The sequence below is a fragment of the Bradyrhizobium sp. HKCCYLS3070 genome, from assembly GCF_051167575.1.
Classification (GTDB): Bacteria; Pseudomonadota; Alphaproteobacteria; order Rhizobiales; family Xanthobacteraceae; genus Bradyrhizobium.
Window position 1 is genome coordinate 65,985 of sequence record NZ_JBNPTI010000006.1, and the last position, 25,551, is coordinate 91,535.

The window sequence follows — 25,551 nt, forward strand, 5'->3', positions numbered from 1 at the left end:
ACCCGGTCCATCGGTTCAGGTCGGATGGTGGTCGTCATTGGACGGCGGACTCGCCGCCTCGCCTTCGGAAGCGCCATGCGAGCGGAGAGTTCTGATGATCATCGTCGCAATGGGAACGATGAGCAGCGGAATGAGGCTGTTGAGCGGATGGTTGACCACGCTCGAGATTCGGGACTGCAAAGCTCGTGCTTCCAATTGCAGCGAGTCCATCGCCGAGGAGTGAATCTCGTTGGCTAGTTCGAGTTCCCGGCCGGACGGTGCACGGGATGCGATGATCAGCAGGATCGCCGCAATCGCGATATTGCAGGCTCCGAGTGCCGCGGCTGCCACGACCGCGGAGGTGACCTGGACCAATGCAAGATAGGCCGCCAGCTCGAACATCAGGAGGCCAAAGACGGCGATCAGCGCCGCAAAGGCCCGGAGGCCAAGCCCGACGAGCAAGTGCCGAAGCCTGATGTCGGCAATGACCCGGTCCGTCCGCCAGAGAAGGCGTAAATGTTTAACGACATTTTCGGTATCCACTTAAGTTCTCCGCAGCAGGAGGCCAACGGCAAGCCCGAGGGCGAAGGCCGAAGCCGTCGCCACGATCGGACGATCCCTGATCATTCGTTCCACCTGAACGTCTGTCTCGCTTAGACGCATGTCTAGCACCTCGATCGCTGCAGCGAGCATTCCGGCGGCGGCTGGTTGCGCGTCCGGGTTGTCACGCGGCGTACCCGCGCCCCGCAACAGCTGGCTTAGCTCTCGCGTCAGGCTCTCCAGCTCGGTCCGGAGGGTCGTCGGGTCGATGGCCATGTTTTGTCCTTGCGTCAAAATCACTGTAGAACGTAGCTCGGCACGATGCTTGATTTCGCTCAACCCGTTGCGCTGACGGGATTGACGCAGATCAAGCGAGGCAGATCGGCGCGATTTAGGAACGGGTGTGCCTCGGCACGCCGACTGAGGGAGACATCCAATTGCGTGCTCATCCGGGACTGACCGCGGCGACGACAGAGGATGTGCTCGAGCTTCGTCCGAGCGGATCATGGGTGTCCCTGAACGTGGCAGAGCTCGAGAGCTTGACCAGCTCTGTCGGCAACAGCATCAACAGCGCGACCGCCGTGAAGCTCGATCTTGGGGCCGTCAGCGAAATCGATACCGTCGGTGCTTGGTTGCTTGAGAAGCTCGGCCGCCGGGCTGCTGCGGGCGATCGTCGGGTCGAGATGATCGGGGTAGCAGAAAACTACGTCGGCCTCGTCGAGGAGGTCCGGCAGGTCAATCGACGAGTCGTCGAGCCGGCACCGAGACTGAACCCGATCCTCGCCAAACTCACCGACCTCGGTCGTTCGAGTCTGGGGGCCGCCCAGGACATCAAGGTGTTTCTGGACATGTTGGCCGCGCTGTTCTTTGCGCTGCTGCGCACGCTGCGCCGGCCTCAATCTCTGCGCGTGACCTCCCTCGTCTATCAGATGTACCGCATCGGGTGGCAGGCCATTCCAATCGTGGTGTTGATCACATTCCTGATCGGCGCCATCATCGCCCAGCAGGGGATCTTCCATTTTCGACGTTTCGGTGCCGAGTCTTACGTCGTCGACATGGTCGGAATTCTGGTCCTGCGCGAGCTTGGCGTTCTGATCGTCGCGATCATGGTGGCAGGGCGGTCGGGAAGCGCCTACACGGCCGAGCTTGGATCGATGAAGATGCGCGAGGAGATCGACGCGCTGGTGACGATGGGACTTGATCCTGTCGAGGTGCTGATTCTGCCCCGTATCGTTGCGTTGATCTTGACCTTGCCAATTCTCGCCTTCATCGGCTCGATGGCCGGCCTGTATGGAGGAGGGCTGGTGGCCCAGCTCTATGGCGGCATGGGACCGGCAATCTTCATCGCCCGGCTACACGATGCCATCTCGGTGACGCACTTCGAAGTGGGAATATTGAAGGCGCCGTTCATGGCCCTGGTGATCGGCATTGTTGCCTGCAGTGAGGGACTTCGTGTGAAAGGTAGTGCCGAATCGCTGGGGCAACAGACTACGACATCCGTGGTGAAATCCATTTTCCTGGTCATCGTGCTCGATGGTCTTTTCGCCGTGTTTTTTGCGTCCATTGGAATGTAGCGATGGATGATCTTGGCGTGTCCAGCGCGATCCGCGTGACCGATCTCGTTGTCGGGTTCGGCCGGCAGCTCGTTCTGAACAATCTTTCGCTCGACGTTCGTCGCGGTGAGATTCTCGGGTTGGTTGGCGCGTCGGGCGGCGGAAAATCCGTCCTGATGCGGACGATCATCGGACTCATTCCTCGGCGCAGCGGGACCATTGAGGTCATGGGGACAACCGTTGGGGGCGCCGAGGAGCGGACGACGCAGGCTGCAGCGAAGCGCTGGGGAATTCTGTTCCAGCAGGGTGCTCTGTTCTCGTCACTGACGGTCAAACAGAACGTACAGTTTCCGCTGCGCGAGAGCCTGCAGATGTCGCAGGAGTTGATGGATGAGATCGCGATAGCCAAGCTCGAAATGGTCGGCCTTCGCGCAGAGGACGGTGATAAATTCCCAGCCGAGCTATCCGGCGGCATGACGAAGCGCGCCGCGCTGGCGCGCGCCCTCGCTCTCGATCCGGCGATCGTATTTCTTGATGAGCCGACCTCCGGCCTCGATCCGATCTCCGCCGGCGACTTCGACGCCCTGATCAAGACGCTCCAGCTGACGTTGGGATTGACGGTGTTCATGGTGACCCATGACCTCGCCAGCCTCAACACGGTCTGCGACCGTGTCGCTGCGTTGGCCGATGGCAGGATCGTGGCGATTGGTCCTATGAGCGACCTCCTCCGATCAGAACATCCATGGGTCAAAGCCTATTTTCACGGCAAGCGATCCCAGATGCTGCAACCAAAAGCGAGTTGAAAGATGGAAACCCGTGCGCCCTTCGCTGTCATCGGCGGCTTCGTGCTGGCGGCCATCGTCGCGATCTTTGGCTTCGTTTACTGGCTCAACAACACCGGAGGACTCGGGCCTCGCACGACCTATCACGTGCAGTTCGAGGGCTCGGTGCCCGGCCTGCTGGTCGGGGCTGCCGTTCTGTTCAACGGAATCCGGGTCGGCGAGGTGACTGAGCTCGGTCTGGCGCCGAACGATCCGCGTCGGGTCAACGCAACGATTTCCGTGGCGTCGACGACCCCGGTGCGCGCCGACACCAAAGTAGGGTTGGAATTTCAGGGGCTGACCGGAGTGCCGGTGATCGCGCTGGAGGGCGGCGCGTCTGCAGGAGCGGCGAGTGCCGTATCGACCTTGATTGCAGAACCAGGCGCCGGACAAAGCATGACGCAGGCCGCCCGGGACGCCCTGCGGCGTGTCGACGCAGTTCTTGCGGAGAATGCCGGGCCGCTCAAAGATACGATCGCCAACCTCAAGACATTCTCGGACGGCCTCGCGCGGAATACCGGCAAGCTCGATGGAATCGTCTCGGGTCTGGAGAAAATGACGGGAGGCGGTGCTCCAGCACAGAAAGTCACCTATGATCTGAGCGCGCCAAGAGAACTGGGGCCGGTCAACAAGACCATCAAGGGTCAGCTCTCGATACCTGAGCCCACGGCCGTGGCGATGCTGCAGACTCAGCGCATACTGTTCACGCCCACAAAGGACTACCCCGGGTTCGGTGATTTCCTGTGGGCTGACAGCATCCCCAAGTTGTTGCAATCACGTCTGATCGATGCCTTCGAGAACTACGATGTGGCCCACGCTCCGCTGCGGACATCCGATTTGGGCCAGCCGGATTTTCAGCTGCTGATCGATGTCCGCCGTTTCCGGATCAATGGCGATACCGCCGCGGTGGAAATTGGCCTGTCGGCTCGCCTCGTCGACAAGAACGGCAAGGCCATCGCGTCTCGGCTGTTTGACGAAAACCAGCCCGTTGCCCGGCTTGATCCTGCTGATGCCGTGTCCGCCTTCGATGAGGCCTTCGGCCGGATTGCCAAATCGATTCTGACCTGGACGATACAGGCGCTCTGAATCGATCGGGCTATTCCAAGCTCTTCAAATACGAGAGCAGATCGTGGATCTGCGGCGGCGCAAGCTGGAATTGGGGCATGGCCGGGTGACCAGTCATGATCCCCTCCGCGAGCGCTTCGCCCAAAGATTCGATCGGGTAGCGGAGATGGAGGCTTCGGAACGGAGGAGCCGGTTCGAACGGGCTATCTCCCGTTCGACCAATGGCGTGACATCGTGCGCAGTGGGCCTTCGCGAAAGCCTGTCCGCGTTGCTGCGCCGTCGACGCCGCGTATGACGGGGTCGCTAACGCAATCGCGGCGAGAAGGTGGCACAGAACAAGCCGCTGCATTCACGATATCCATTGGTTGGGAGTGGCGGCCACGATAGGGCCCGGATTGTTGGTTCGTTTGATTTGAATCAATCGGAACTTCGAGCGTCCGTTAGAATGCAATCATTCTCTTTGCGCTTGGCCCACCGGAGCCCCCGTATGAAGACGTCTCTTGTTGCAATCGATTTCCACGGGCAGGCCTGTGCCGATTGTGCCGTGCGGGGATTCAGTGTCTGTGCGTCGCTCGACCAGTTCGAAATGCGCGAATTCGAGCACCTCAGCCGCCGAGCGCATTTTGCGACCTGCGAGACGGTTTTCGCGCAGGAAGACACGTCGTCCTGCTTCTACAATTTATTGGATGGGGTCATGAGGCTCTACAAGCTTCTCCCCGACGGACGCAGGCAGATCGTCGGATTTGCGCTCCCCGGTGACTTCGTCGGCATGACGACGGAGGAACGGCACGGATTTTCGGCTGACGCGATCGGTCCCGTCACCGTCTGCCAGTTCGCGAAGGGACCGTTCGGACGGTTTGCCGAGGACAAGCCGAATCTGCTGCGCCGGATGAACGAACTGGCCGTGCAGGAGCTGAATCAGGCGCGTGATCACATGGTACTTCTTGGGCGCCGATCAGCCGAGGAGAAGGTCGCGACATTCCTCGTTGGCTGGAGGGATCGGCTGGTGGAGCTTCGGGGACCCTCTAACATGGTACCGTTGCCGATGAGTCGGCAGGATATCGCCGACTATCTCGGGCTCACCATCGAGACCGTCAGTCGAACGTTCACGAAGCTCGAACGGGAGGGCATCATCGCGATCCTGCCCGGGGGCGTCTCGCTTCGGGACTCGGCGCGAGCCGAAGCAATGGCTGCTGCCTGACATCGTTGGCGAAATCCGCATTGCATTGATCTGGATCAAGGACTGTCGCGCAGCCCGTAGGGAACTGTGTCTCAAACTCGAACAGGGGAGAGAGACATGCCGCTCGACGCTATGATCGTCAGCTTTGCAGTTGTGGGGGTTTTTGTCGGGTTCGCTGCGGTCCTGCTTTGGGCTGATTCACAGACAAGGCATCGGGTGTGAGGTACAGGCTGCCCTTGGACTGCGGCATCTTGCGCTCAGAAGAGTAGCACTGCTGGTCCGACGGGGCGGCTGGACGACGCTCACGCGTTGCACAATGTATGCCGGCCCGTCTCGGCGGCGGAAACGCCCCCGGCGTCGATTGGCACTGGCTTCGCCGTTGAGCGTTCGCCGCATTTTCCTGGACAATCCGCCGATCTGCCGTATTCCGAGGTGCAATGAAATCGAGGATCGGTGGTCGCAAGTCCGAGGGATCGTCTTTGCTGGTGGCTGTAGGCGTGTCCATAGTCCCCTGACATTTGCGGGGCCTTGGCCACCGGCTTTGGACCTCTCCCTTGGGCGGCGGTATTCGGACGCCTGGGAGATGCGGTGTGGCTGAGGAAAAGCGGGCGAGCGTCCGACCTACCAACAACGGCAAGCTGTCGGTGCTGCGTCAGCACCCGATTTTTTGTGAACTCGAGGCTGATGCGGTCGATCAGCTCTGCCGCTACGCCAAGCCGACATCGCTCAAGCGCGGTGCAACCATCTTCTCAAAAGGCGATCCCGGCTCGAGCTTGTATGCCGTGATCAGTGGCACCGTCAAAATCAGTGTCTCGTCGCCCGACGGTCGCAATGCTATCCTGAACCTGATCAGCGCCGGCGAGATATTCGGCGAAGTCGCCGTGCTCGACGGACGAGAACGTACAGCCGATGCAACGGCCAATACGAACTGCGAGATCCTGGTCATCGATCGGCGCGAATTCCTGCCGTTCGTAAAGAGCCAGCCGGTGCTGGCAATGAAGTTCATCGAGCTGCTTTGCGATCGGCTGCGCTGGACCAGCGACCAGGTCGAGCAGGTCATCCTTCAGGATCTTCCCCGCCGCCTTGCCAGTGCGCTGCTCGGCCTGACCGACAAGCGCAAGCTGGATGCCGCGAGCCGCACCATAGCCATCACGCAGCAGGAGATCAGCGAAATGGTCGGCATGACGCGGGAGAGCATCAACAAGCAGTTGCGTGCATGGGCCGCGCGGGACTGGGTCCGCCTCGAGCACGGGGCGATCGTGCTTCTGAACCCCGAGCCGCTACGCGGATTGGCGGAGGCTGGTCAAGACGAAGACGAGTAGGGGCGGCGCGGCAGTTTCCGGCGTCCTACCTAGCCGATGATGGCCGGACCCGCTGGCCGTGGGGGATGGCCCTCACGATAGGCGATCACGATGCAGAGCAGGATCAGCGAGAGGCCGAGCAGTGGCCCCGGGAATACACCCGCCATGAACAGTGCGCTGATCGAGATCGTTCCGCCGGGCGCGAGCGCGTGAAGGACGGCGTTATGGCTTGGTGGCACCAGCACAACAGGACGGCCATCGCTTCGGGCCAGGAAGCGGCGCCGTTCTGGACGTAGCGGGTGAAGACCGCCCAAGGGATGACGGCTGAGATCAGCACGAGCGCCGTTACGCCCACGATGACGCAAGCGGGATACAGTGCATCGATCGCCCGGCGATAGAGTCCGGCCATCGTAAGCCTCTTGATCGTCCGAACCGAGCATGCGGTCTATGCGATGTCCTGAATGCGCTTGATCATTTCTTGGTACTTCGGACCGTATTTGTCCCAGACCGGCTTCACGGCCTTCTGGAACGGCGCCTTGTCGGCGATTTCGACGATCTCGGAGCCACCGGCCTTGGCCTTCTCAATCGCTTCCCGCTCGTAGGCCTTCCAGAGTTCGCGCTCCTCCATCTGCGCTTCGCGCGCGAACTTCTTGATCAAGGTCTGGTCGTCGGTCGACAGGTTTGCCCAGGACCGCTTCGAGAACACGAGGATTTCCGGAATGACGAGATGCTGGGTGAGCGAATAGTAGTTCGCGGCCGTATAATGATTGCTGGAGACGTAGCTCGGCGGATTGTTTTCGGCCCCATCGATCACGCCGGTCTGCAGCGCGCTGAAGACCTGATCGTAGCCCATCGCGACGCCGTTGCCGCCGAGCGCGTTCATCATGTCGATGAAGATGGGATTGCCGATCACGCGGATCTTGAGCCCCTTGACGTCCTCGACCGTCCTGATGGGCTTCTTGGTGTTGTAGATGCTGCGCGCGCCAGAATTCATCCAGCAGAGTGCGACGAGATTTGCGCTGGCATTGGCGCTGACGCGGTCCAGAAGGTCCTGACCGATCGGACCGTCCATCATCTTTTCAGAATGTTCGATGCTCTTGAACAGGAATGGCATGTTGACGACGTTGACGTCGTCGACGATCGGACCGAGCGCGCCGGCGCTGACCCGCAGTATCTGGATCGCCCCGATCTGGGTCTGCTCGATAGTCTCTTTCTCGCCGCCGAGCTGAGCGGAGGGATACATCTGGATCGACAGCCTGCCGTTGGTTGCCGCTGCAAGCTTCTTGCCGAGGTTTTCTGTTGCTGCAACCGTCGGATAACCCGGCGGCTGAACGTCGGATGCCTTGAACACCGCCTTCGATTGCGCAAGGGCGGCCGAGATCGGCGGCAGCGTTGCAACGCCCGCAAAGCCCACGCTCAGTCTGATGAAATCGCGTCTTTTCATGGCGTCTCTCCGACGGAATGATCGTGTCGCCGCAAGGTTCGATGCGATCATCTCGTTAGCCTGGTTGATCGAAATACTCTGGATTCTTGGTCTGAATTTCAGAGATGTCGTCGAGCAGGCGTTCCAGATGACTCGCCATGGCAGCCCTGGCACGATCCGGATCGCGCCGTTCGATGGCCTGGAGAATTGGTTCGTGCTCTGCGATCACTTCGGCCATCCGTCCGATCTGCGGCAGGGTCAGTCGACGATAGCGGTCGACGTGAACCTTGACCTGAACGATCAGCTTCCAGATCCCGGGATAGCCGGCGACCTCGGCGATGCCAGCGTGAAACATCTCGTCCGCCTGGTGGAAGGCTTCGCGATCCTTTGCGGCGCAGGCCTCGCGCTGACGTTCGAGGGTCGCATGCAGGTTGAGCAACTGGCTCGATGTCGCATGCTCGGCCGCCATCCGTGCGGTCGTCTCCTCGAGAGACTTTCGGATGATGATGGTCTCGGGGAGTGCTGCGACCGGAATGCGCGAGACGAAGATGCCGGACTGCGGAAAGATCTCGACCAGCCCTTCGTCCGCGAGTTTCAGAATGGCCTCGCGGACCGGTGTCCTGCTGACGCCATAGGCCGTCGCGATCTGCGCTTCCGAAATCGGTTCGCCCGGCAGGCGCACGAGCGACACGAGTTCGGACCTGAGATCGGTGTAGATGCGTGACGCTGCTGTCGCGCCGCGGGGGCGACCATTGCGGCGCATGCGGGCGACCACGGGCCGTGGCGCTGCGGCCAATTTCCTCGGGGGGCGACCGGACATCTTCGTTTCCTCAGCTGATATATTAATATATGAAACTGGCTTTGCAATCGAAATTGCCGTCAGCTGAGGACTCGTGATGGTGCACTGCGCTGTACGCAGGCAGCAACAACCACGAGCACGCAACAGAGCCTATCGTCTTTTCTTGCCGTCTTCATCTCGCCCCTAACGCCGGATCGGCCGTTGTCGGCGGCGACTTGTCCACATCCAGAAGCAAATCTGCGGTGGAGCAGACACGCACGAATCTCGTTCGTGCGAATGCCTCGCGAATGCTCTCGGCGGATGCATTCTTTGATGCTACCAATCGGGCATGAACCAGCAGACTCGGGTCGATATCCGCCATTCTACCTGCCCGCACGATTGTCCGTCGGCCTGCGCGCTCGACGTCGAAGTGCTCGATCGGAAGACGATCGGCCGCGTTCGCGGCTCGAAACGGCAGACCTATACGGCTGGCGTGGTTTGCGCCAAGGTCGCGAGATATGCCGAGCGGATTCATCATCCTGAGAGGCTGATGCATCCGATGCGTCGCGTCGGCCCGAAAGGCTCAGGGCAATTTGCACGCATCACCTGGGACGAGGCGTTGGACGTGATCGCCGAGCGGTTTCTCCAGGTGGAGCGCGACTTTGGCGCTCAGTCGGTCTGGCCGTATTATTACGCGGGCACGATGGGTCTCGTGATGCGCGATGGCCTCAACCGTCTCACCCATGTGAAGAAGTACTCGCGGTTCTACTCGACGATCTGCGCCAATGTCGCGCGCATCGGCTTTGCCATCGGCACCGGGAAGATTGCCGGCGTCGATCCGCGGGAGATGGCGCTCTCGGATCTGGTCGTGATCTGGGGCACGAACCCGGTGAACACGCAGGTCAATGTCATGACTCATGCGGCGCGCGCCCGGAAGGAACGAGGCGCCAAGATCGCGGCGATCGATGTCTACGACAATGAGACCATGAAGCAGGCCGACATCAAGGTCATCCTGCGACCTGGGACCGACGGCGCATTTGCCTGCGGCGTGATGCACGTGCTGTTTCGCGATGGCTATGCCGACCGCGCCTATATGGAGAAGTACACGGATTGTCCTGCCGAACTCGAAGCGCATCTGGAGACCCGGACGCCGCAATGGGCATCGCAAATCTCTGGCGTTCCCGTGGCCGAAATCGAGGCGTTCGCCCGTCTGGTCGGAGAGACGAAGCGGACCTTCTTCCGACTGGGTTATGGTTTCACCCGCAGCAGGAACGGCGCGGCGCAGATGCATGCGGCATCGTGCATTCCCGCGGTGACCGGCGCCTGGCAGTATGAGGGAGGCGGAGCCTTCTTCAACAACGCGGCGCTGTGGCATTTCGATGAAACGATCATCGAGGGCCATGATGCTGTCGATCATTCCACCCGCTTTCTCGATCAGTCGCAGATCGGGCGTATCCTCACCGGGGATCGAGCAGCGTTGTGCGGCGGTCCGCCGGTCAAGGCGATGCTGATCCAGAACACCAATCCGATGACGGTGGCGCCCGAGCAGGAGCTGGTTCGCAACGGATTTGCGCGCGAGGATCTTTTCGTCGCGGTCCACGAGCAGTTCATGACCGAGACGGCGCAGATGGCGGATATCGTGCTGCCCGCCACGATGTTCATGGAGCATGACGATCTCTATTACGGCGGCGGCCATCAGCACATTTCGATCGGACCGAAGCTGATCGACCCGCCCGGCGAGTGCCGGTCCAATCATGAGGTGCTGCAGGGCCTGGCGCGCCGGCTGCGGGCGGTGCATCCGGGCTTCGAGATGTCGCCGCGCGAGCTGATCGATGCGACGTTGAAGAAGAGCGGCCATGGCGATATCGCCGGGCTCGAGGCCGATGTCTGGCGCGACCTTCAGCCGGACTTCCGCACCTCGCACTATCTCGACGGCTTCGCGCACAGCGACGGGAAATTTCACTTCAAGGCCGACTGGGCGCATCCACCATTCGGCCGCGTCATGGGCAATCCTGAACGCATGCCGTCGTTGCCCGACCATTGGGCGGTGACCGAAGAGGTCGATCAGCAGCATCCGTTTCGGCTTGCGACCAGCCCCGCGCGCTCGTTCCTCAACACCTCCTTCAACGAGACGCCATCGTCGCAGGCGCGGGAAGGGGGACCCTCCGTCATGATCCATCCGCTCGATGCAGCCCCGCTCGGCATCGTCGACGGCGATATCGTCACGCTCGGCAACGAGCGTGGCCAGACCTCGCTTGCGGCCCGGCTGTTCGACGGAGTCCGGCGCGGGGTGCTGATCGCCGAATCCATCCATCCCAATCGCGCCCATGTCGGGGGGCGGGGCATCAACGTGCTCACCGCTGCCGACACCGTCGCGCCGATCGGGGGCGCGGCCTTTCACGACAACAAGGTCTGGCTGCGCAAATCGGCCGGGTGACGCCGACCTAGGCGGGTCATCGGAAATATTTTTTTATAATCAATGGCTTGATGCCCTGCTTGGTGTACTGGCCGCGGCCGGGAAGACTTCGTTTACCCAATCGCTCCGCCTTATCGAATTTTATTGAGCGGCGCTCATTTTTGAGATATGAATTTTGAGCGTTGCTCAAAATTAGAGGAGTAATCCCATGCAGGTTCTCAGCTTTCGCGGTCCGCAGCTTTTTCCCGTCGTCGATCTCCAGCCGTTGCTGAACGGTTTGGCTCGGGCTGCGTCTCACCTTGTGGCGGCACGCGTTGAGCGCATCGCCAACGCCTGTGACGTTGCCGGCCTGCTGGCCGCGCGGCGCGCAAGGCGGGTGCCCGGAGACCGGCTTTTTCGCGCAGCTGCTCGCGAGGGACGCCGGCCTCGCCGCGGTGGCCTGTTCGGCCGCTTCCACTACCTGAGTGAGCTGAGTTGATCACGGCTCAAATCCCCGGCTCATACGCAAGGAAGCGGTCACCATGTCCTCGCGTCCCATAACCTCCGTCCAGCTGCCCTCGGTCTGGATAAGCCTTTTGCACACGACCTTCGGGCTACTCTTCGTGCTGGTCGGCGGCCGACAACAGAACGGCAGACCGCATGACCGCGTCTAACAGGGTGCATCACCGGCACCACCTCATTTCATCACCAACCTTCAAGACTCTTGCCATCCTTGCGGCCGAGCCGCCGCAGCACACCAGGAAACGACCATGATCAAGCAGTTGATGTCGTCGCGCCGTTTTGCCCCGCTGTTCTGGGCGCAATTCTCCTCGGCGCTGAACGACAACGTCCTGAAGAATGCGCTCGTCATCATGCTGCTCTATGGCGCCATGGCCGTGCATGGCGATGCGCTGGTGACCGTGGCCGGTGCGGTGTTCATCTTCCCATTCTTCATTCTTTCGGGACTCGGCGGCGAGTTGGCCGACAGGTACGTCAAGGGCATCGTCGCGCGCAGGCTGAAGTTCGCCGAGATATTCGCTGCCGGCTTCGCGGCGCTGGGTTTCTTCATGCATTCGATCCCGCTGCTGTTCGTCGCCCTCGGCATGTTCGGTGTCATCGCCGCGCTGTTCGGCCCGGTGAAATACGCCATGCTGCCGGACCAGCTGACGGTCGGCGAGCTCGCCACCGGCAATGCGCTAGTGGAAGGTGCGACCTTCATGGCCATCCTGATTGGCACCATCGCCGGCGGCCAGCTTGTCTCCGGCTCCTCGCACATGGGCTGGGTCGCTCTCGCGGTGATCGGCCTTGCCGTCATCTCCTGGGCCTCCGCCTCGCGCATCCCGCACACGGTGCCGTCCGCGCCGGATCTGCGGATCACAGCCAACCCCTGGACCTCGACCTTGCACCTTCTGAAGTCGTTACATGCCGCGCCCCGACTGTGGGACGGCATGGTGATCGTGTCCTGGTTCTGGCTGGTGGGTGCCGTCGTGCTGTCGCTGCTGCCGGCCCTGGTCAAGGACGTCGTCGGCGGTACCGAGGGCGTCGTCACCCTGTGTCTCGCCATCTTTGCGGTCGGCATCGCGATCGGCTCGCTGTTCGCCGCGCATCTTAGCCACGTCAGGCCGAACCTCGCGCTGGTGCCGATCGGCGCCATCATCATGGGCGTGCTCGGCCTCGACTTGTCCTGGGCGATCGGCACGACGGAGATCGCGAAGGGAATCACGCCGCTGGGATTCATCGGCTCCTGGTCAGGCTCGCGCATGCTGTTCGATTTCGCCTTGTTCGCCTTCGGCGGCGGCCTCTTCGTGGTTCCTGCGTTCGCCGCTGTGCAGGCGTGGTCGGAGCCCACCGAGCGCGCCCGGGTCATCGCCGCCGGCAACGTGCTGCAGGCCGCTTTCATGGTGGTCGGCTCGCTGGGCGTGGCTGGCCTGCAGGCTGCAGGCGTCTCGATCGCCTGGATCTTCTTCGGTCTGGCCTTGGCGAGCTTCGGCGCCGTCTGGTTCGTGCTCACCAAATGGGGCAGGGAGGGCGTGCGCGACTTCGGCGCGATGCTGTTCCGCGCGCTGTTCCGCACTGAGGTGCGTGGGCTGGAGAACCTGCCGCCGGTCGGCACCCGCATGCTGATCGCGCCGAACCATGTCAGCCTGATCGACGGTCCGCTGCTCCACGCGGTGCTGCCGATCGATACCACCTTTGCCGTCGACACCGGGATCTCCAAGGCCTGGTGGGCGAAGATCTTCCTGAAACTGGTGAGCCACATCACGATCGACCCGACCAAGCCGCTCGGCGCGCGCGACCTGATCAAGCTGGTCGCCAGCCAGGAACCGGTGGTGATCTTCCCGGAGGGCCGCATCACGGTGTCGGGCTCGCTGATGAAGGTCTATGACGGCACCGCGATGATCGCCGACAAGGCCGATGCCGTCGTGGTGCCCGTCCGCATCGAGGGCGCGCAGCGCTCGCATCTCAGCTATCTCAAGGATGGCCAGATCAAGCGCTCGTGGTTTCCCAAGGTGACGGTGACGATCCTGCCGCCGGTGAAGCTCACCATCGATGCAGCTCTCAAGGGCAAGACCCGCCGCAACGCGGCTGGCGCTGCGCTGCAGGACGTGATGATCGAAGCCATGGTCAAGAACGCCATGCTGGATCGGACACTGTTCGAGGCGCTCGCCCATGCCCATCGCGACCACGACACCGGCAAGGTGATGATCGAGGATCCGCTCGGCACCAAGCTGACCTATCGCAAGCTGCTGCTTGGCTCGCAGGTGCTCAGCCGCAAGCTCGAGCAGGGCACGATGGTGGGCGAGAACATCGGCCTGTTGCTGCCGAACTCCGCCGGCGTCGCCGTGGTCTTCATGGCGCTGCAGTCGATCGGCCGCGTGCCGGCAATGCTGAATTTCTCTGCCGGCCCGGTGAACGTGCTGGCGGCGATGAAGGCGGCGCAGGTCACGACCGTTCTGACGTCGCGGGCCTTCATCGAGAAGGGCAAGCTCGACAAGCTGATCGCGGCGATCGAGGGGCAGGCCCGTCTGGTCTATCTCGAGGACGTCAAGGCCTCGGTCAGCCTGGCCGACAAGATCAAGGGAATGATCGACGGCACCAGGCCGCGCGTCGCCCGCAATGCCGACCACCCCGCCGTGATTCTGTTCACGTCCGGCTCCGAAGGCACGCCAAAGGGCGTCGTCCTGTCCCATCGCAACATTCTCGCGAACGCCGCCCAGGCATTGGCGAGGGTCGATGCCAACGCTAACGATCTTGTGTTCAATGTTTTGCCGGTGTTCCACTCCTTCGGCCTCACCGGCGGCATGATGATGCCCATGTTGGCGGGCATTCCGATCTATATGTACCCGTCGCCGCTGCATTACCGGATCGTGCCCGAACTGATCTATCAGACTGGCGCCACGATCTTGTTCGGCACCGACACCTTCCTGACTGGTTACGCACGCTCCGCTCATGCCTATGATTTCCGCACGCTGCGGCTGGTCATCGCCGGCGCCGAGCCGGTCAAGGATCGGACACGGCAGATCTACATGGAGCGTTATGGCATCCGCCTGCTCGAAGGCTATGGCGTCACCGAGACCGCGCCGGTGCTGGCGATGAACACGCCGATGGCCAACCGGGTCGGCACCGTCGGGCGCCTGTCGCCGCTGATGGAGTACCGGCTCGACAAGGTGCCGGGCATCGAGGAGGGCGGGCGGCTTTCGGTCCGGGGGCCCAATGTCATGCTCGGCTATGTCAGGGCCGAAAATCCCGGCGTGCTCGAGGCGCTGCCGGAGGGCTGGCACGACACCGGCGACATCGTCACCATCGACGCGCAGGGCTTCATCACGATCAAGGGCCGCGCCAAGCGCTTTGCCAAGATCGCCGGTGAGATGGTGTCGCTGACGGTGGTCGAGCAGATCGCCGCGACCTTGTGGCCGCAGGCGGCTTCGGTCGCGGTGTCGATCCCCGATCAGCGCAAGGGCGAGCGCATCGTGCTGATCACGACGCAGAAGGATGCCGAACGCTCCGCGATGCAGCGCCAGGCCAAAGGCCAAGGTGCGCCGGAGCTTGCGGTGCCGGCCGTCGTGATGGTGGTCGACAAGATCCCGCTGCTCGGTTCCGGCAAGACCGACTATGTCGGCGCCAAGGCACTTGCCGAGGCGAGTGCGGCAACCGCTACGACGGAGCGTGAGCCGGAGGAGCGGGAAGTCGCGTGATCGCATCGCTGCGCCGGCGTTCTCAGCACAGTGGCCCCCGCGGCGCGGGGGTTGTGCTGCTGCATGGCATCGCCGGCCGATCATTGATGCTGCGTCCACTGGAAAAGCGGTTGCAGCGCGCAGGTTTTGCGACGCTGAACCTCGACTATGAAAGCCGCAAGAAACCGCTCGAGTTTCTTGCCGACGACATCCGCCCGGCGATCGCCGATTTCACAGCCAGGATCGACGGTCCGATCCACTTCGTCACCCACTCGATGGGCGGGCTGCTGGCACGGGTCGCGATTGCGAAGCATCGGCCGGCGCGGCTCGGCCGTGTCGTCATGTTGGGAACGCCCAATGGCGGCAGCGAGCTTGCCGACCGGCTGCAGAACGTCGGGCTCTATCGCGCTTATTTCGGTCCAGCCGGCCTGCAATTGGTGACCACGAAGGACGTCACGCTCGCCTCTCTGCCACCCGCCGACTACGAGATCGGCGTGATCGCCGGCAACCGCTTCCTCGATCCGATCGCCGGGCTGTTCCTGCTGCCGTGGCCGAACGACGGCCGCGTCTCCGTCGAGAGCTGCAAGCTCGCCGGGATGACGGACCACACCACCATCAAGGCGTCGCACATGGGCCTGCTGGTGCATCCGACGTCGTTCCGGCAGACCATCGCGTTCCTGCGCACTGGCCAGTTCGAGCCGGTGCGTCCGCTGCTGCACGGGGTCATCGCCGAGATCGGCCGCCGCGCGGCCTCTTGACGCAAGTTTTCCTTGCCCGCGGCAGCTATCCCGCGACAATCTCGCATCCGACATCAAGCGACAGGCAAGGCGATGACCGACGACAGCGTGATTCTCGACAAGCGCGGGCAGGCCCTCTGGATCACCATCAATCGTCCGGAGAAGCGCAACGCGCTGAATGGCGACGTGATCGCCGGGATCTCGCGCGGCTATCGCACGGCACATGACGATCCCGAGGTGCGCGTGATCGTGCTGACCGGCGCAGGAGACAAGGCGTTCTGCGCCGGCGCCGACCTGCAGAACTCCGGCGCGGCCTTCGCGATGGATTTCTCCCGCCCGAATGTCGATTACGCGGACTTGCTCCGGCTGTCGCAGAATTCCACCAAGCCGGCGATTGCGCGCGTCGGCGGCGTCTGTATGGCCGGCGGCATGGGCTTGCTGTGTATGACCGACATGGCGGTCGCAGCCGATCACGTCGTCTTCGGCCTGCCGGAGGTGAAGGTCGGCGTGTTCCCGATGCAGGTCCTGAGCCTCTTGCAGAGTATCGCGCCGCCGCGTCTCGTCAACGAATGGGCGCTCACGGGCGAGCCGTTCGACGCCAAGACTGCACAGGCTGCCGGGCTGCTCAACCATGTCGTTCCCGCCGCCGAGCTCGACGGCAAGATGGACTGGCTGATCGGCCGTCTCGTCGACAAGTCGCCGACCGCCATCCGCCGCGGCAAATACGCCATGCGCGCCATCGCCTCGATGTCGTTCGACGAGTCCATCGCCTATCTCGAAAGCCAGATCGCGCTGCTGGCGATGACCGAGGATGCCAAGGAGGGCCTGAGGGCGTTTGCCGAGAAGCGCAAGCCGGTGTGGCCGGGGAAGTAGCTCGCTGCGGGTAGAGTGTGTGACGGCGGCTCTGTTGTTGCCGCTGTCATGCTCCGCGAAGGCGGAGCATCCAGTACGCCGAGGCCTCCCGGTTCGATGACCACGGCCTCTGGAATACTGGATAGCCGGCTTTCGCGGGCGATGACAGTGGAGGGGTGGAAAGGTTCTTTGCTCCAACAATATTTGTCCACATAGGGTGATACATGGATCCGCGATCTCGCGACGCTTCGCGTCCGAGTCTTGCGTCAGATTTCGCCCTCTGAACGAAGAGGGCGCAGGGAAGGCCGGGCGCTCGCCGCCCCCATGCCCGCCTGCAGGAAGAAAAGCAGGCGGCAGTGACCACAGGTTTGGCCGCAACTACCGGCCTTCCCTGCGCGACGGGCTTACGGCTTATACGTGATCTCCCTGGTGCGCCGGGCTTTCTGGCCACCATCCCCGCGCGAAGCAAAGCCTCGTCGCGAGTTGACATCAGCGTCGGGATGTCAGGACCACACGATTTCGCCGTCCGCCACGCCACCAGTCGTCTTGCGCAAACGCGCCTGATGCCGCGACGGCCATCGCATCACCGGCCCAACGCTTGTGACGATCGCGAGGCGCCCCTCTCGTAAGCCGCGACGCCGTGAAATGTGCAGCTGATTTGCCCGACAAGACAACACCCACCGGGGTGCGACATAGTAACCCGACGGGCAAAGTCGTGTCAGGAGTGCGGCCGAAGCCGCATCGGCTGCAGCTTGTTGTACATCAGGCTGCGCCACAGCCATTCGATGGGGCCGAACTGAAACAGCCTCAGCCAGCACCAGCTCGCGATCACCTGGAGCACATAGACGACCACGCCGATGCCAAGTGCGAGCGAGACGCTGAGCCGGCCGAACAGGCCGAGGCCATAGCCGTAGAACACGACGCCGAAGATGACGGACTGCATGAGATAGTTGGTGAAGGCCATCCGGCCGACGAGAGCCGCCCAGCCGAGCAGGCGGGCGCCCCAGATGGTGCTTGCAGCCGAAAGGATCAGCGCACCATAGGCAAGCGCCAGGCTCACAGTCGCAAGCGATGCGCCGGCGTCGATCGTGACAGCGAGTGCGGCCAGGGCCGTCAGCAGCAGCATGACGCGGTGATGCGGCATATCGCGCAGAAGGCCGGATCGCCAGATGACGATGCCGGCGAGGAAAAGTCCGAGCGTGCGCGGAAAGATCCACAAATGCAGCGGCGCGATGGCGCTGATTTCGGACAGCCGGAACACCAGGATCTGCGAGAAGTTGCCGTTGGCATAGATGCGATTGGCATCGACAACATGCTGCATCATCCAGGAGGAGCTTAGTAGCGGCAGCACGGGAATAAGCCAGCTGGTGAAGTACAGCCCGAGCAGGGTGAGGCTGCTCGCGATCACCAGCCAGCTTGGCGCGAACAGGAACGGCAGCACGAGCAGTCCGGCAAGCGCATATTCGGTCAGGATGTCACCATTCCACAGCAGCGTCAGGTGCAAAATGCCGATCGCGAGCAGGACGAGCAGCCGCCGGAGCAGCAGGGGGATACGTCGCTCCGGAGCGATCCGGTCGAACTGCATGGCCAGCCCGATGCCGAACAGCAGCGAGAACAGGGCAAGCGCCTTCATGGAGACGGCGCGCGCGAGACCATCTTCGATGGCGCGATTGAAGGGCGAGTCTCCGACGATGGCCCACAAAAGCTTGACCGTCTCCGGTGATGACGATCCGGCGAAGAAGGTCGTGCCCGCTTCGTGCGCTCTCGGCGTCGGCAGAAATTGCTGGAAGATCGAGATACGGAACTCAAATACGACGTTGATGGCCATGACGCCAAAGAGGGCGAGGCCCCGGAGGATGTCGATGGCTGGCAGCCGGTCGCCACCAGAGGCAGGCCCCGTCGGATTAGCTGATCCGATCGTCGCAGTCATAGGGCTGAGAACTCATAAGCAGGGAATGGACTGACTTCCGCGTTCACAGGCAGGCGTCATGATGGCTTGCTGTCACCTCTGTGATCGCTCCTGCATCGTCTGACTTCCAGGTCACGTCGATCGTCTGCACACAGGCTGGATTGCCCCATCGATAGAAATGGACATTGGCGGTCTCGGACGTTCGGCATGGTGCATGAATCTCTCCCAGCCGCACCACGATATGTCCGTCGCGGACGCAATCCGGGAACGGTTCGAATCCTTGCTTCAGCAGCGTTGCTGTCAACATCGCGGCTGGTGTTCCGGATGGGAATTCCGCCTGAAGGTGGGCCGTGAGCCGTTTTCCGCTCTCCACTGATTTGAGCCAGGAGTCCGCAACGTCGTTCTCGAACATCGGAGGTGGCCGTGTATTCATGAACAGCGGCGAGGTGAGTATTGAAAGAAATAGAACGGCGGCCGGTGGATTGAAGATGGCGATGAAAGCTGACCCCGTCGCGAGCAATGCGGCACTGGCCATGAGGCCACGCAGCATCCATGTCAGCCACCGAGGGCGCATGCGATCGGTTTGTGCGTTTCGTCGTATCATGGGAGATGAACGTTAGCCCTGCGCAGCGTTGTGCGCAACGATCGCAATATTCCCGCCCAAGGGCATCTTTGTTGCTGCGAAGGACGGCAGTTGGCGCTAGCGTTGTGAGATGATGCAAAGTGGCCCAATTGCAACCGACGGCCTTCTCATCCGGCCGATGCGGCCGGAAGAGATTCCGCTGGCCATCGACTGGGCGGCGGCCGAGGGCTGGAATCCCGGCCTGTCCGATGCCGCGTGCTTTTCCGTGGTCGATCCGCAGGGATTTCTCATCGCCGAACGTGACGGTGTGCCGGTCGCGACGGTGTCCTGCGTCAACTACGACGAACGCTTCGCGTTTCTCGGCTTCTACATCGTACGTCCTGATCTGCGCGGGCATGGCTACGGCCTGCGGCTCTGGCAGGCTGCGATGGCGCATGCGGGATCGCGTGTCGTCGGCCTCGACGGTGTCGTCGCGCAGCAGGACAATTATCGAAAGTCCGGCTTCAGATATGCCTATGCCAATGTCCGCTACGGCGGGAAGGCCGCTACGGTGCTGCCGGCTGCTGCGCGATCGGACTTCGTTGCGCTGAGCGACGTGCCGCTGGCCGATATCGAGGCCTCCGATGCGGCTGTGTTTCCGGCGCCGCGCCGCGCGTTCCTGCGGGCCTGGATCGGAGCCCCCGGCCATGTCGGCCGCGCTGTCATCCGCGATGGCGCGCTTGCCGCCTGGGGCGTGATCCGGCCATGCCGCACCGGCTCTAAGATCGGTCCGCTGGTCGCGCACAGCCGGGCCGATGCCGAGGCCATCGTCTCGGCGCTGCTGAGCGAGATCGGCGACTCCGAGGTCTTCCTCGATGTGCCGGCGATCAACCCGGAGGCGGTGGCGCTGGCGGAGAGTCTCGGGCTGAAGCCGGTGTTCGAGACCGCGCGAATGTACACCCGCCCGATCGCGCCACTACGCATCGAGCGGCTGTTCGGCGTCACCACTTTCGAACTCGGCTAGCTCATTTGCCGAGCGGCCGCGCGAAGCTCAATTCGTGACCGTCGGGATCGGTGAGATGGAAGTAGCGCTCGCCCCATTCGGCGTCGCGCGGCGCGGTGGAGGGCGAGAAGCCGGCAGCCAGCGCCTTGGCGTAGACGGCGTCGACGTCCGAGACATGGAAGATGATGCGGCCCCACCAGCTCCACTGCTTATCCTCGGGCACGACAATCAGGTTGAGATAGCCAGTGCCGATGCGGAAGGTCGTGAACGGGCCGTCGGCGCCGCCATATGGGATATCGTCGAAGCCGAGCGCGCGATAGAAGGCGACTGCGCGGGCCATATCGTGGGTGGCAATGGTGATCGCGCTGATGCTTTCGATGGTCATGCAGGCGCTCCGGATGGGAATGGATAGCGCGGAGCAGAGAAGCGCATCTCGCCGGTGTCACGCAAGCACCGCGTTGCAACGCGCGGCCTAGCGCCTCCCCCGCCGGCTCAGCGTCGCTCCCAGCGCAAAGAAGACAGCGGCCCCGATTGCGACGGTCGCGGCGCGGGCCACATCCCCGGGCACGAGCATCGCGTGCAGGGCCGCGCCGCGGCTGAACGAGCCGCGGGTGCGGTGCAGGCGTGTAACCGGGTGATCGAGATTGTCGGTGCGGTCGGGCACCAGCGGCACGTCGGTCTGCTGCCCGGCGATCGCCTTGGAGGCGAGGTAGCGGTCGAGCAAGGCCGGGGCGACGGCGTTGCCGAGGATCGTCAGCAGCGTCGGCCAGCCGATCCAATATTCGCGGAAGCCGCCATCGGCAACGCGATAGACGGCGTCAGCGATCACCTCAGGCTCCACCGGCCGGCCCATTGGCCGTGGCGTATGCGCAAGGTGCGCGCGAGCCCAGTCGAATTGCGGTGTGTTCACCGCGGGCAGATCGACGATGCAGAGCGTGATGCCTGAGCGCTCGTGCATCAGCTCGGCCCGCAGCGAGTCGGTGAAGCCCCGGATCGCATGTTTGGCGCCGCAATAGGCCGCCTGTAGCGGAATGCCGCGATAGGCGAGCGCCGAACCGATCTGGATGATGCGGCCTTCGCCGCGCCGGCGCATCGATCGCAGCGCCGCCATCGTGCCGTGCACGAAACCGAGATAGGTCACCTCGGTGACGCGGCGGAATTCCTCCGGTGTGATGTCGGCCACGGTCGAGAACACCGTTTCCATGGCGTCATTGATCCAGATGTCGACCGGACCCAGGCGCTGCTCGAGCCGCTCGGCAGCGTCGAACAGGGCCTGCGCATCGGCGACATCGACGGCCTCGTATTCGGCATGGGCAAACCGCGCCTGTAGCTCGCGCTGGACGTCGCGCAGCGCATGCTCATCGCGCGCGATCAGGCCGATGCGATCGCCGGCCTCGCCGAAGCGGTTCGCGATGGCACGGCCGACGCCGGCGGAGGCGCCAGTGATGATGATGGTGCGAGTTCGTCTGCGAGGCATGTCCGGTTCTCCACGCGCCCCGTCATACAAACGTGCAGCAGCCGGCAATGTTTCGGGCCGGTCAAGCCGGCCGAATGAATTCTCCGTCAGCCGCGATCTGAGCCGTGGAATTCGACGCATGATCGATCAGGCTCCGAGAGGGCGGCCAGCCCCCTCGACATTGTGGGACGGAAAAGCTCGCTGAGCTTTGCAGGTGCGACCGGAGCTCAGCCTGGATTGGCCTTGAGGCCGGCGGCCTCGATACCGGCGACGGCGCAGATCTCGTCATTGTCGGAGCTGTCGCCGGAGACGCCGACGGCGCCGACGAGCGTCGTGCCGTCCATGATCAGCACGCCGCCGGGCACCGGGACCATGCGGCCCTGGGCCAGCGTGTTCACGGCGTCGATGAAATAGGCCTGCTCCTGGGCGCGCTGGAACAGGGCGCGGGAGCCGAGGCCGAGCGCCAGCGCGCCATAAGCCTTGCCATGCGCGACCTCGGCCCGCATCAGGCTGGTGCCGTCCTGGGCGGCGGCCGCCTTCAGGCAGCCGCGGGCGTCGAGCACCATCACGGCGAGCGGCTTGAGCTTCTTCTCGATGCCCTTCGCGAGCGTGGCATCCAGAATCTTGCGAGCGGCGTCGAGCTTGAGATCGGTCATGTCCGTGTCCTTTGCGATTTGTGATGAAAAGTCGGCTCTATCATCCGTCATTGCGAGCGAAGCGAAGCAATCCAGGACGTAAGAAAAGGTCTGGATTGCTTCGTCGCTTCGCTCCTCGCAATGACGAACATTGAGGTCGCGCTCCGCGGCGTCCGGTCTCTCGTGACCTACGTTGATGCTTGCGCCCGCTCCAGGCTCATCGCCAGGAGCTGCGCGGCGTGAACGGCACCGCGGGCGGCGCCGTCCTGGATCTGGTGGCGGCAGGAGGTGCCGTCGGCAACGATGAACGTTGCGGCGTCGGCGTTGCGCACGGCGGGCAGCAGCGACGCCTCCGCCATCTGCAGCGAGACCTCGTAGGTCTCCGCGCCATAGCCGAACGCGCCGGCCATGCCGCAGCAGGAGGATTCGATGGTCTCGACCGTGAGCTCCGGAATGAGTCGCAGCACCTGCTCGACAGGCTTGAAGGCGGCGAAGGATTTCTGATGGCAATGGCCGTGCAACAAGGCCTTACCGGGCAGGGGGGCGAGCGGCAGCGCCAGCCGGCCGCTCTCCGCCTCGCGCGCCAGAAACTCTTCCAGCAGCAGCGCGTGTGCGCTGATTGTTTTCGCGGTGGCGTCGTTGCGCAGCGACAGCAGTTCGTCGCGCAGCGTCAGCAGACAGCTTGGCTCGAGGCCAATGATCGGCACGCCGCGCGAGGCGAACGGCGCGTAGGTCTCGACCAGGCGCTGCAGCTCGGACTTGGCCTCGTCGACGAGGCCGGCGGAGAGGAAGGTCCGGCCGCAGCACAGGGCGCGGCCGCCATCGGCCGGCTTGGGAAGATAGACGCGATAGCCGCCGGCGATCAGCACGCGCAGCGCGGCGTCGAGATTTTCGCGCTCATAGACGCGGTTGAAGGTATCGCCGAACAGCACGACCTCGGGGCCATCAGCCGGACCGAACGCGTCGGCGTCGACGCGGAAGGTGTCGGTGCGGAAGGCCGGCAGCTTGCGCTTGGCGCTGATGCCCGCAACGCGCTCCGTCAGCACGCGCAGGGGCGCAACATGATTGCGCAGGTTCACCAGTGGCGCGAAGCGGGCGGCGACATCGGCGTAGCGCGGCAGATAGGCGACGAGCCGGTCGCGCAGCGTGAGGCCATGCGTCTTCGCCCGTGCCGCCAGCACCTCGATCTTCATCTTGGCCATGTCAACGCCGGTCGGGCACTCGCGGCGGCAGGCCTTGCAGGAGACGCAGAGCTTCAAGGTCTCCATCATCTCGTCGGACGACAGCGCGCCGGGACCGAGCTGGCCGGAGATCGCGAGCCGCAAGGTATTGGCGCGGCCGCGCGTGACATCCTTCTCGTCGCGGGTGGCGCGATAGGACGGGCACATCACGCCGCCGTCGAGCTTGCGGCAGGCGCCGTTGTTGTTGCACATCTCGACCGCGCCCTGGAAGCCGCCGGCGGCACCCGGATAGGCCGACCAGTCGAGCACCGGCTTGATGTCGTCGACGATGCGGTAGTCCGGCGGATAGCGGAACAGCGAGCGGTCGTCCATCCGGGGTGGATCGACGATGCGGCCAGGATTGAGCACGTTCGCCGGATCGAAGCGCTGCTTGACCTCCTTGAAGTCGGCGACGATGCGGCTGCCGAACATCTGCTCGTGGAATTCTGAGCGCACGATGCCATCGCCATGCTCGCCGGAATGCGAGCCCTTGTACTCGCGCACCATGGCGAAAGCTTCCTCGGCGATGGCGCGCATCGCCTTGACGTCCTTCTCCAGCTTCAGGTTCAGCACCGGGCGCACATGCAGGCAGCCCTCGGAGGCGTGCGCGTACATCGTGCCGCGCGTGCCGTGCCTGGCGAACACCTCGTTGAGCCGCGCGGTGTAGTCGGCGAGGTGGGGCAGCGGCACGGCGCAGTCCTCGACGAACGACACCGGCTTGCCGGCCTCCTTCATCGACATCATCACGTTGAGGCCGGCGGCGCGGAAGTCGGCGACGGCGGTCTGCAGCGCAGGGTCTGATATCTCGACGACGCCGCCCCATTTGCAGATCTCGTTGCTCCAGGAGAAGCCGAGATCACCCATCAGCTCGGAGAGCTGCTTCAGCTTGGCGAGGTTCTCGTCCTTCGTCTCCTCCGCGAACTCGACCACCAGGATCGCGTCGGGATCGCCGCGCACGGCCGCCGCGATCACCGGCTGGAACATCGCGATGTCGCGGCCCAGCCCGATCATGGTGCGGTCGACCAGCTCGACCGCGATCGGCTTCAGCTTGACCAGATGCTGGGCCGCATCCATCGCCTGATAGAAGCTGCCGAAATGACAGACGCCGAGCACCTTGGTGCGGATCAGCGGCCACAGCTTGAGCTCGATCCGGGTGGAGAAGGCCAGCGTGCCCTCGGAGCCGACCAGCAGATGGGCCAGGTTGTTGGCGGCGTTGCGCGGCGTCAGTGCGTCGAGATTGTAGCCGCCGACGCGGCGCTGCACCTTGGGAAACCTGTCGGCGATCTCCGCGGCCTCGCGCTCGCCCAGCGCCAGCATGTCGCGAAACAACCTGCGCGCGCTGTCCGGCGCGCTGACGTCACGAAGGTCTCGCGCCACCTCGCCGAAATGCGCCAGCGTGCCGTCGGCCAGCGCGGCGTCGATGGCGATGGTGTTGTCGCGCATCGTGCCGTAGCGCAGCGAGCGGCCGCCGCAGGAATTGTTGCCGGCCATGCCGCCGATCGTGGCGCGGGACGCCGTGGAGACGTCGACCGGAAACCAAAGGCCGTGCTTCTTGAGCTGGCGATTGAGGTCGTCGAGCACGATGCCCGGCTCGACCACGCAGGTCCGCCCCTCGACATCGAGCGAGACGATGCGGTTCAGGTGCTTGGAGAAGTCGACGACGATCCCCTCGTTGACCGTCTGGCCGCATTGCGAGGTGCCGCCGCCGCGGGGCGTGACGATGCGGCCGTCGTCGCGGGCGATGGCGAGCGCACGCAGCGCCTCGTCCATCGTGCGCGGCACGACCACGCCCGCCGGAATGACTTGGTAGAACGAGGCGTCTGTGGCGTAGCGGCCGCGGTTGAAGCGGTCGAAGAAGACGTCGCCTGTCATCTCGGCGCGGAGCTTCTGTTCGAGCCTGGACGGACCGGCTTTGGCGTTCGGCATGGTGATCCCTGGTGGGGCCCGGCTGTCGTCCGGCGGGCGCT

23 protein-coding genes are annotated in these 25,551 nt (G+C 63.5%); 10 read left to right on the forward strand and 13 right to left on the reverse strand.

Annotated elements, in window-relative coordinates:
- Positions 1 to 15 precede the first annotated feature (15 nt).
- Together ACQR03_RS20220 and ACQR03_RS20225 are read right to left on the reverse strand one after the other, a co-directional pair.
- A complete protein-coding gene (locus tag ACQR03_RS20220; RefSeq protein WP_315712946.1) occupies positions 16 to 522 on the reverse strand; it encodes a phage holin family protein in 507 nt (168 codons plus the stop codon).
- Entirely contained in the window at positions 523 to 795 is a 273-nt protein-coding gene (locus ACQR03_RS20225; protein WP_315753516.1) for a hypothetical protein, read from the reverse strand.
- 161 nt (positions 796 to 956) lie between these two features.
- Between ACQR03_RS20225 and ACQR03_RS20230 the strand changes: the two genes are divergently transcribed.
- The 3 genes from ACQR03_RS20230 to ACQR03_RS20240 are packed head-to-tail and all read left to right on the forward strand — an operon-like array spanning position 957 to position 3,979.
- Positions 957 to 2,093: an ABC transporter permease gene (locus ACQR03_RS20230; protein WP_315753517.1), complete on the forward strand. Its 1,137-nt coding sequence runs from the start codon at positions 957 to 959 to the stop codon at positions 2,091 to 2,093.
- A 2-nt stretch (positions 2,094 to 2,095) separates the two neighbouring features.
- On the forward strand, positions 2,096 to 2,875 hold the full coding sequence (locus tag ACQR03_RS20235) for an ABC transporter ATP-binding protein (RefSeq protein ID WP_315712944.1): 780 nt from the start codon (positions 2,096 to 2,098) through the stop codon (positions 2,873 to 2,875).
- Between the two features lie 3 nt (positions 2,876 to 2,878).
- Positions 2,879 to 3,979, forward strand: coding sequence for an ABC-type transport auxiliary lipoprotein family protein (locus ACQR03_RS20240; protein ID WP_434841796.1), 1,101 nt, complete (start codon positions 2,879 to 2,881; stop codon positions 3,977 to 3,979).
- A 10-nt stretch (positions 3,980 to 3,989) separates the two neighbouring features.
- Here the strand turns inward: ACQR03_RS20240 and ACQR03_RS20245 are convergent, their stop codons facing one another.
- Positions 3,990 to 4,307 (reverse strand): c-type cytochrome, encoded by a 318-nt coding sequence (locus ACQR03_RS20245; RefSeq protein ID WP_315712942.1) that lies wholly within the window; start codon positions 4,305 to 4,307, stop codon positions 3,990 to 3,992.
- 138 nt (positions 4,308 to 4,445) lie between these two features.
- Here ACQR03_RS20245 and ACQR03_RS20250 point away from each other — a divergent pair, with 138 nt between their 5' ends.
- Both ACQR03_RS20250 and ACQR03_RS20255 read left to right on the forward strand, forming a co-directional pair.
- A complete protein-coding gene (locus tag ACQR03_RS20250; RefSeq protein WP_315712941.1) occupies positions 4,446 to 5,159 on the forward strand; it encodes a helix-turn-helix domain-containing protein in 714 nt (237 codons plus the stop codon).
- 569 nt (positions 5,160 to 5,728) lie between these two features.
- Entirely contained in the window at positions 5,729 to 6,460 is a 732-nt protein-coding gene (locus tag ACQR03_RS20255; RefSeq protein ID WP_315753521.1) for a Crp/Fnr family transcriptional regulator, read from the forward strand.
- Positions 6,461 to 6,489: 29 nt separating this feature from the next.
- Here the strand turns inward: ACQR03_RS20255 and ACQR03_RS20260 are convergent, their stop codons facing one another.
- The 3 genes from ACQR03_RS20260 to ACQR03_RS20270 form a co-directional block, all read right to left on the reverse strand.
- Entirely contained in the window at positions 6,490 to 6,678 is a 189-nt protein-coding gene (locus tag ACQR03_RS20260; protein WP_315753523.1) for a TRAP transporter large permease subunit, read from the reverse strand.
- A 206-nt stretch (positions 6,679 to 6,884) separates the two neighbouring features.
- The gene (locus tag ACQR03_RS20265) at positions 6,885 to 7,883 is read right to left on the reverse strand and encodes a TRAP transporter substrate-binding protein (RefSeq protein ID WP_434841797.1); all 999 of its coding nucleotides are present in this window, start codon (positions 7,881 to 7,883) and stop codon (positions 6,885 to 6,887) included.
- 55 nt (positions 7,884 to 7,938) lie between these two features.
- Positions 7,939 to 8,625, reverse strand: a complete 687-nt coding sequence (locus ACQR03_RS20270) for a GntR family transcriptional regulator (protein ID WP_315713634.1) — start codon at positions 8,623 to 8,625, stop codon at positions 7,939 to 7,941.
- 364 nt (positions 8,626 to 8,989) lie between these two features.
- Between ACQR03_RS20270 and ACQR03_RS20275 the strand changes: the two genes are divergently transcribed.
- Positions 8,990 to 11,077: a molybdopterin oxidoreductase family protein gene (locus tag ACQR03_RS20275; protein ID WP_434841798.1), complete on the forward strand. Its 2,088-nt coding sequence runs from the start codon at positions 8,990 to 8,992 to the stop codon at positions 11,075 to 11,077.
- Positions 11,078 to 11,093: 16 nt separating this feature from the next.
- Here ACQR03_RS20275 and ACQR03_RS20280 read toward each other — a convergent pair whose 3' ends face one another.
- A complete protein-coding gene (locus ACQR03_RS20280; protein ID WP_434841799.1) occupies positions 11,094 to 11,513 on the reverse strand; it encodes a hypothetical protein in 420 nt (139 codons plus the stop codon).
- A gap of 292 nt (positions 11,514 to 11,805) precedes the next feature.
- Here ACQR03_RS20280 and ACQR03_RS20285 point away from each other — a divergent pair, with 292 nt between their 5' ends.
- From ACQR03_RS20285 to ACQR03_RS20295, 3 genes are all read left to right on the forward strand, one after another.
- On the forward strand, positions 11,806 to 15,231 hold the full coding sequence (locus ACQR03_RS20285; RefSeq protein ID WP_316225647.1) for an acyl-[ACP]--phospholipid O-acyltransferase: 3,426 nt from the start codon (positions 11,806 to 11,808) through the stop codon (positions 15,229 to 15,231).
- Positions 15,231 to 15,968, forward strand: coding sequence for an esterase/lipase family protein (locus tag ACQR03_RS20290; protein ID WP_315753624.1), 738 nt, complete (start codon positions 15,231 to 15,233; stop codon positions 15,966 to 15,968). The genes ACQR03_RS20285 and ACQR03_RS20290 overlap by 1 nt, the downstream gene beginning before the upstream one ends.
- Before the next feature lie 72 nt (positions 15,969 to 16,040).
- Positions 16,041 to 16,820 carry an enoyl-CoA hydratase/isomerase family protein gene (locus tag ACQR03_RS20295; protein ID WP_315753532.1) on the forward strand — a complete coding sequence of 260 codons (780 nt, stop codon included), beginning with the start codon at positions 16,041 to 16,043 and terminating at the stop codon, positions 16,818 to 16,820.
- Between the two features lie 697 nt (positions 16,821 to 17,517).
- Here ACQR03_RS20295 and ACQR03_RS20300 read toward each other — a convergent pair.
- On the reverse strand, positions 17,518 to 18,627 hold the full coding sequence (locus ACQR03_RS20300) for a DUF418 domain-containing protein (RefSeq protein ID WP_315825119.1): 1,110 nt from the start codon (positions 18,625 to 18,627) through the stop codon (positions 17,518 to 17,520).
- A 145-nt stretch (positions 18,628 to 18,772) separates the two neighbouring features.
- On the reverse strand, positions 18,773 to 19,258 hold the full coding sequence (locus ACQR03_RS20305; protein ID WP_315753536.1) for a hypothetical protein: 486 nt from the start codon (positions 19,256 to 19,258) through the stop codon (positions 18,773 to 18,775).
- A gap of 211 nt (positions 19,259 to 19,469) precedes the next feature.
- Between ACQR03_RS20305 and ACQR03_RS20310 the strand changes: the two genes are divergently transcribed.
- On the forward strand, positions 19,470 to 20,294 hold the full coding sequence (locus ACQR03_RS20310) for a GNAT family N-acetyltransferase (RefSeq protein WP_434841800.1): 825 nt from the start codon (positions 19,470 to 19,472) through the stop codon (positions 20,292 to 20,294).
- Between the two features lies 1 nt (position 20,295).
- On the opposite strand, the gene ACQR03_RS20315 is transcribed toward ACQR03_RS20310, so the two are convergent.
- The 4 genes from ACQR03_RS20315 to ACQR03_RS20330 all read right to left on the reverse strand — a co-directional run bounded on the left by ACQR03_RS20315 (position 20,296) and on the right by ACQR03_RS20330 (position 25,510).
- Positions 20,296 to 20,658: a VOC family protein gene (locus ACQR03_RS20315; protein ID WP_316174093.1), complete on the reverse strand. Its 363-nt coding sequence runs from the start codon at positions 20,656 to 20,658 to the stop codon at positions 20,296 to 20,298.
- A gap of 87 nt (positions 20,659 to 20,745) precedes the next feature.
- Entirely contained in the window at positions 20,746 to 21,750 is a 1,005-nt protein-coding gene (locus ACQR03_RS20320) for an SDR family oxidoreductase (RefSeq protein WP_434841801.1), read from the reverse strand.
- A gap of 206 nt (positions 21,751 to 21,956) precedes the next feature.
- On the reverse strand, positions 21,957 to 22,385 hold the full coding sequence (locus tag ACQR03_RS20325) for a GlcG/HbpS family heme-binding protein (protein WP_434841802.1): 429 nt from the start codon (positions 22,383 to 22,385) through the stop codon (positions 21,957 to 21,959).
- Between the two features lie 167 nt (positions 22,386 to 22,552).
- Positions 22,553 to 25,510, reverse strand: coding sequence for an FAD-binding and (Fe-S)-binding domain-containing protein (locus ACQR03_RS20330; protein WP_434841803.1), 2,958 nt, complete (start codon positions 25,508 to 25,510; stop codon positions 22,553 to 22,555).
- Positions 25,511 to 25,551 lie beyond the last annotated feature (41 nt).

Bases quoted from the DNA above. Each gene is read 5' to 3' on its own strand.
- ACQR03_RS20225 (WP_315753516.1), bottom strand. From the start codon at position 795: ATGGCCATCGACCCGACGACCCTCCGGACCGAGCTGGAGAGCCTGACG.
- ACQR03_RS20235 (WP_315712944.1), top strand. From the start codon at position 2,096: ATGGATGATCTTGGCGTGTCCAGCGCGATCCGCGTGACCGATCTCGTT.
- ACQR03_RS20240 (WP_434841796.1), top strand. From the start codon at position 2,879: ATGGAAACCCGTGCGCCCTTCGCTGTCATCGGCGGCTTCGTGCTGGCG.
- ACQR03_RS20245 (WP_315712942.1), bottom strand. From the start codon at position 4,307: ATGCAGCGGCTTGTTCTGTGCCACCTTCTCGCCGCGATTGCGTTAGCG.
- ACQR03_RS20250 (WP_315712941.1), top strand. From the start codon at position 4,446: ATGAAGACGTCTCTTGTTGCAATCGATTTCCACGGGCAGGCCTGTGCC.
- ACQR03_RS20265 (WP_434841797.1), bottom strand. From the start codon at position 7,883: ATGAAAAGACGCGATTTCATCAGACTGAGCGTGGGCTTTGCGGGCGTT.
- ACQR03_RS20270 (WP_315713634.1), bottom strand. From the start codon at position 8,625: ATGCGCCGCAATGGTCGCCCCCGCGGCGCGACAGCAGCGTCACGCATC.
- ACQR03_RS20275 (WP_434841798.1), top strand. From the start codon at position 8,990: ATGAACCAGCAGACTCGGGTCGATATCCGCCATTCTACCTGCCCGCAC.
- ACQR03_RS20285 (WP_316225647.1), top strand. From the start codon at position 11,806: ATGATCAAGCAGTTGATGTCGTCGCGCCGTTTTGCCCCGCTGTTCTGG.
- ACQR03_RS20295 (WP_315753532.1), top strand. From the start codon at position 16,041: ATGACCGACGACAGCGTGATTCTCGACAAGCGCGGGCAGGCCCTCTGG.
- ACQR03_RS20300 (WP_315825119.1), bottom strand. From the start codon at position 18,627: ATGGCCATCAACGTCGTATTTGAGTTCCGTATCTCGATCTTCCAGCAA.
- ACQR03_RS20305 (WP_315753536.1), bottom strand. From the start codon at position 19,258: ATGCTGCGTGGCCTCATGGCCAGTGCCGCATTGCTCGCGACGGGGTCA.
- ACQR03_RS20310 (WP_434841800.1), top strand. From the start codon at position 19,470: ATGCGGCCGGAAGAGATTCCGCTGGCCATCGACTGGGCGGCGGCCGAG.
- ACQR03_RS20315 (WP_316174093.1), bottom strand. From the start codon at position 20,658: ATGACCATCGAAAGCATCAGCGCGATCACCATTGCCACCCACGATATG.
- ACQR03_RS20320 (WP_434841801.1), bottom strand. From the start codon at position 21,750: ATGCCTCGCAGACGAACTCGCACCATCATCATCACTGGCGCCTCCGCC.
- ACQR03_RS20325 (WP_434841802.1), bottom strand. From the start codon at position 22,385: ATGACCGATCTCAAGCTCGACGCCGCTCGCAAGATTCTGGATGCCACG.
- ACQR03_RS20330 (WP_434841803.1), bottom strand. From the start codon at position 25,510: ATGCCGAACGCCAAAGCCGGTCCGTCCAGGCTCGAACAGAAGCTCCGC.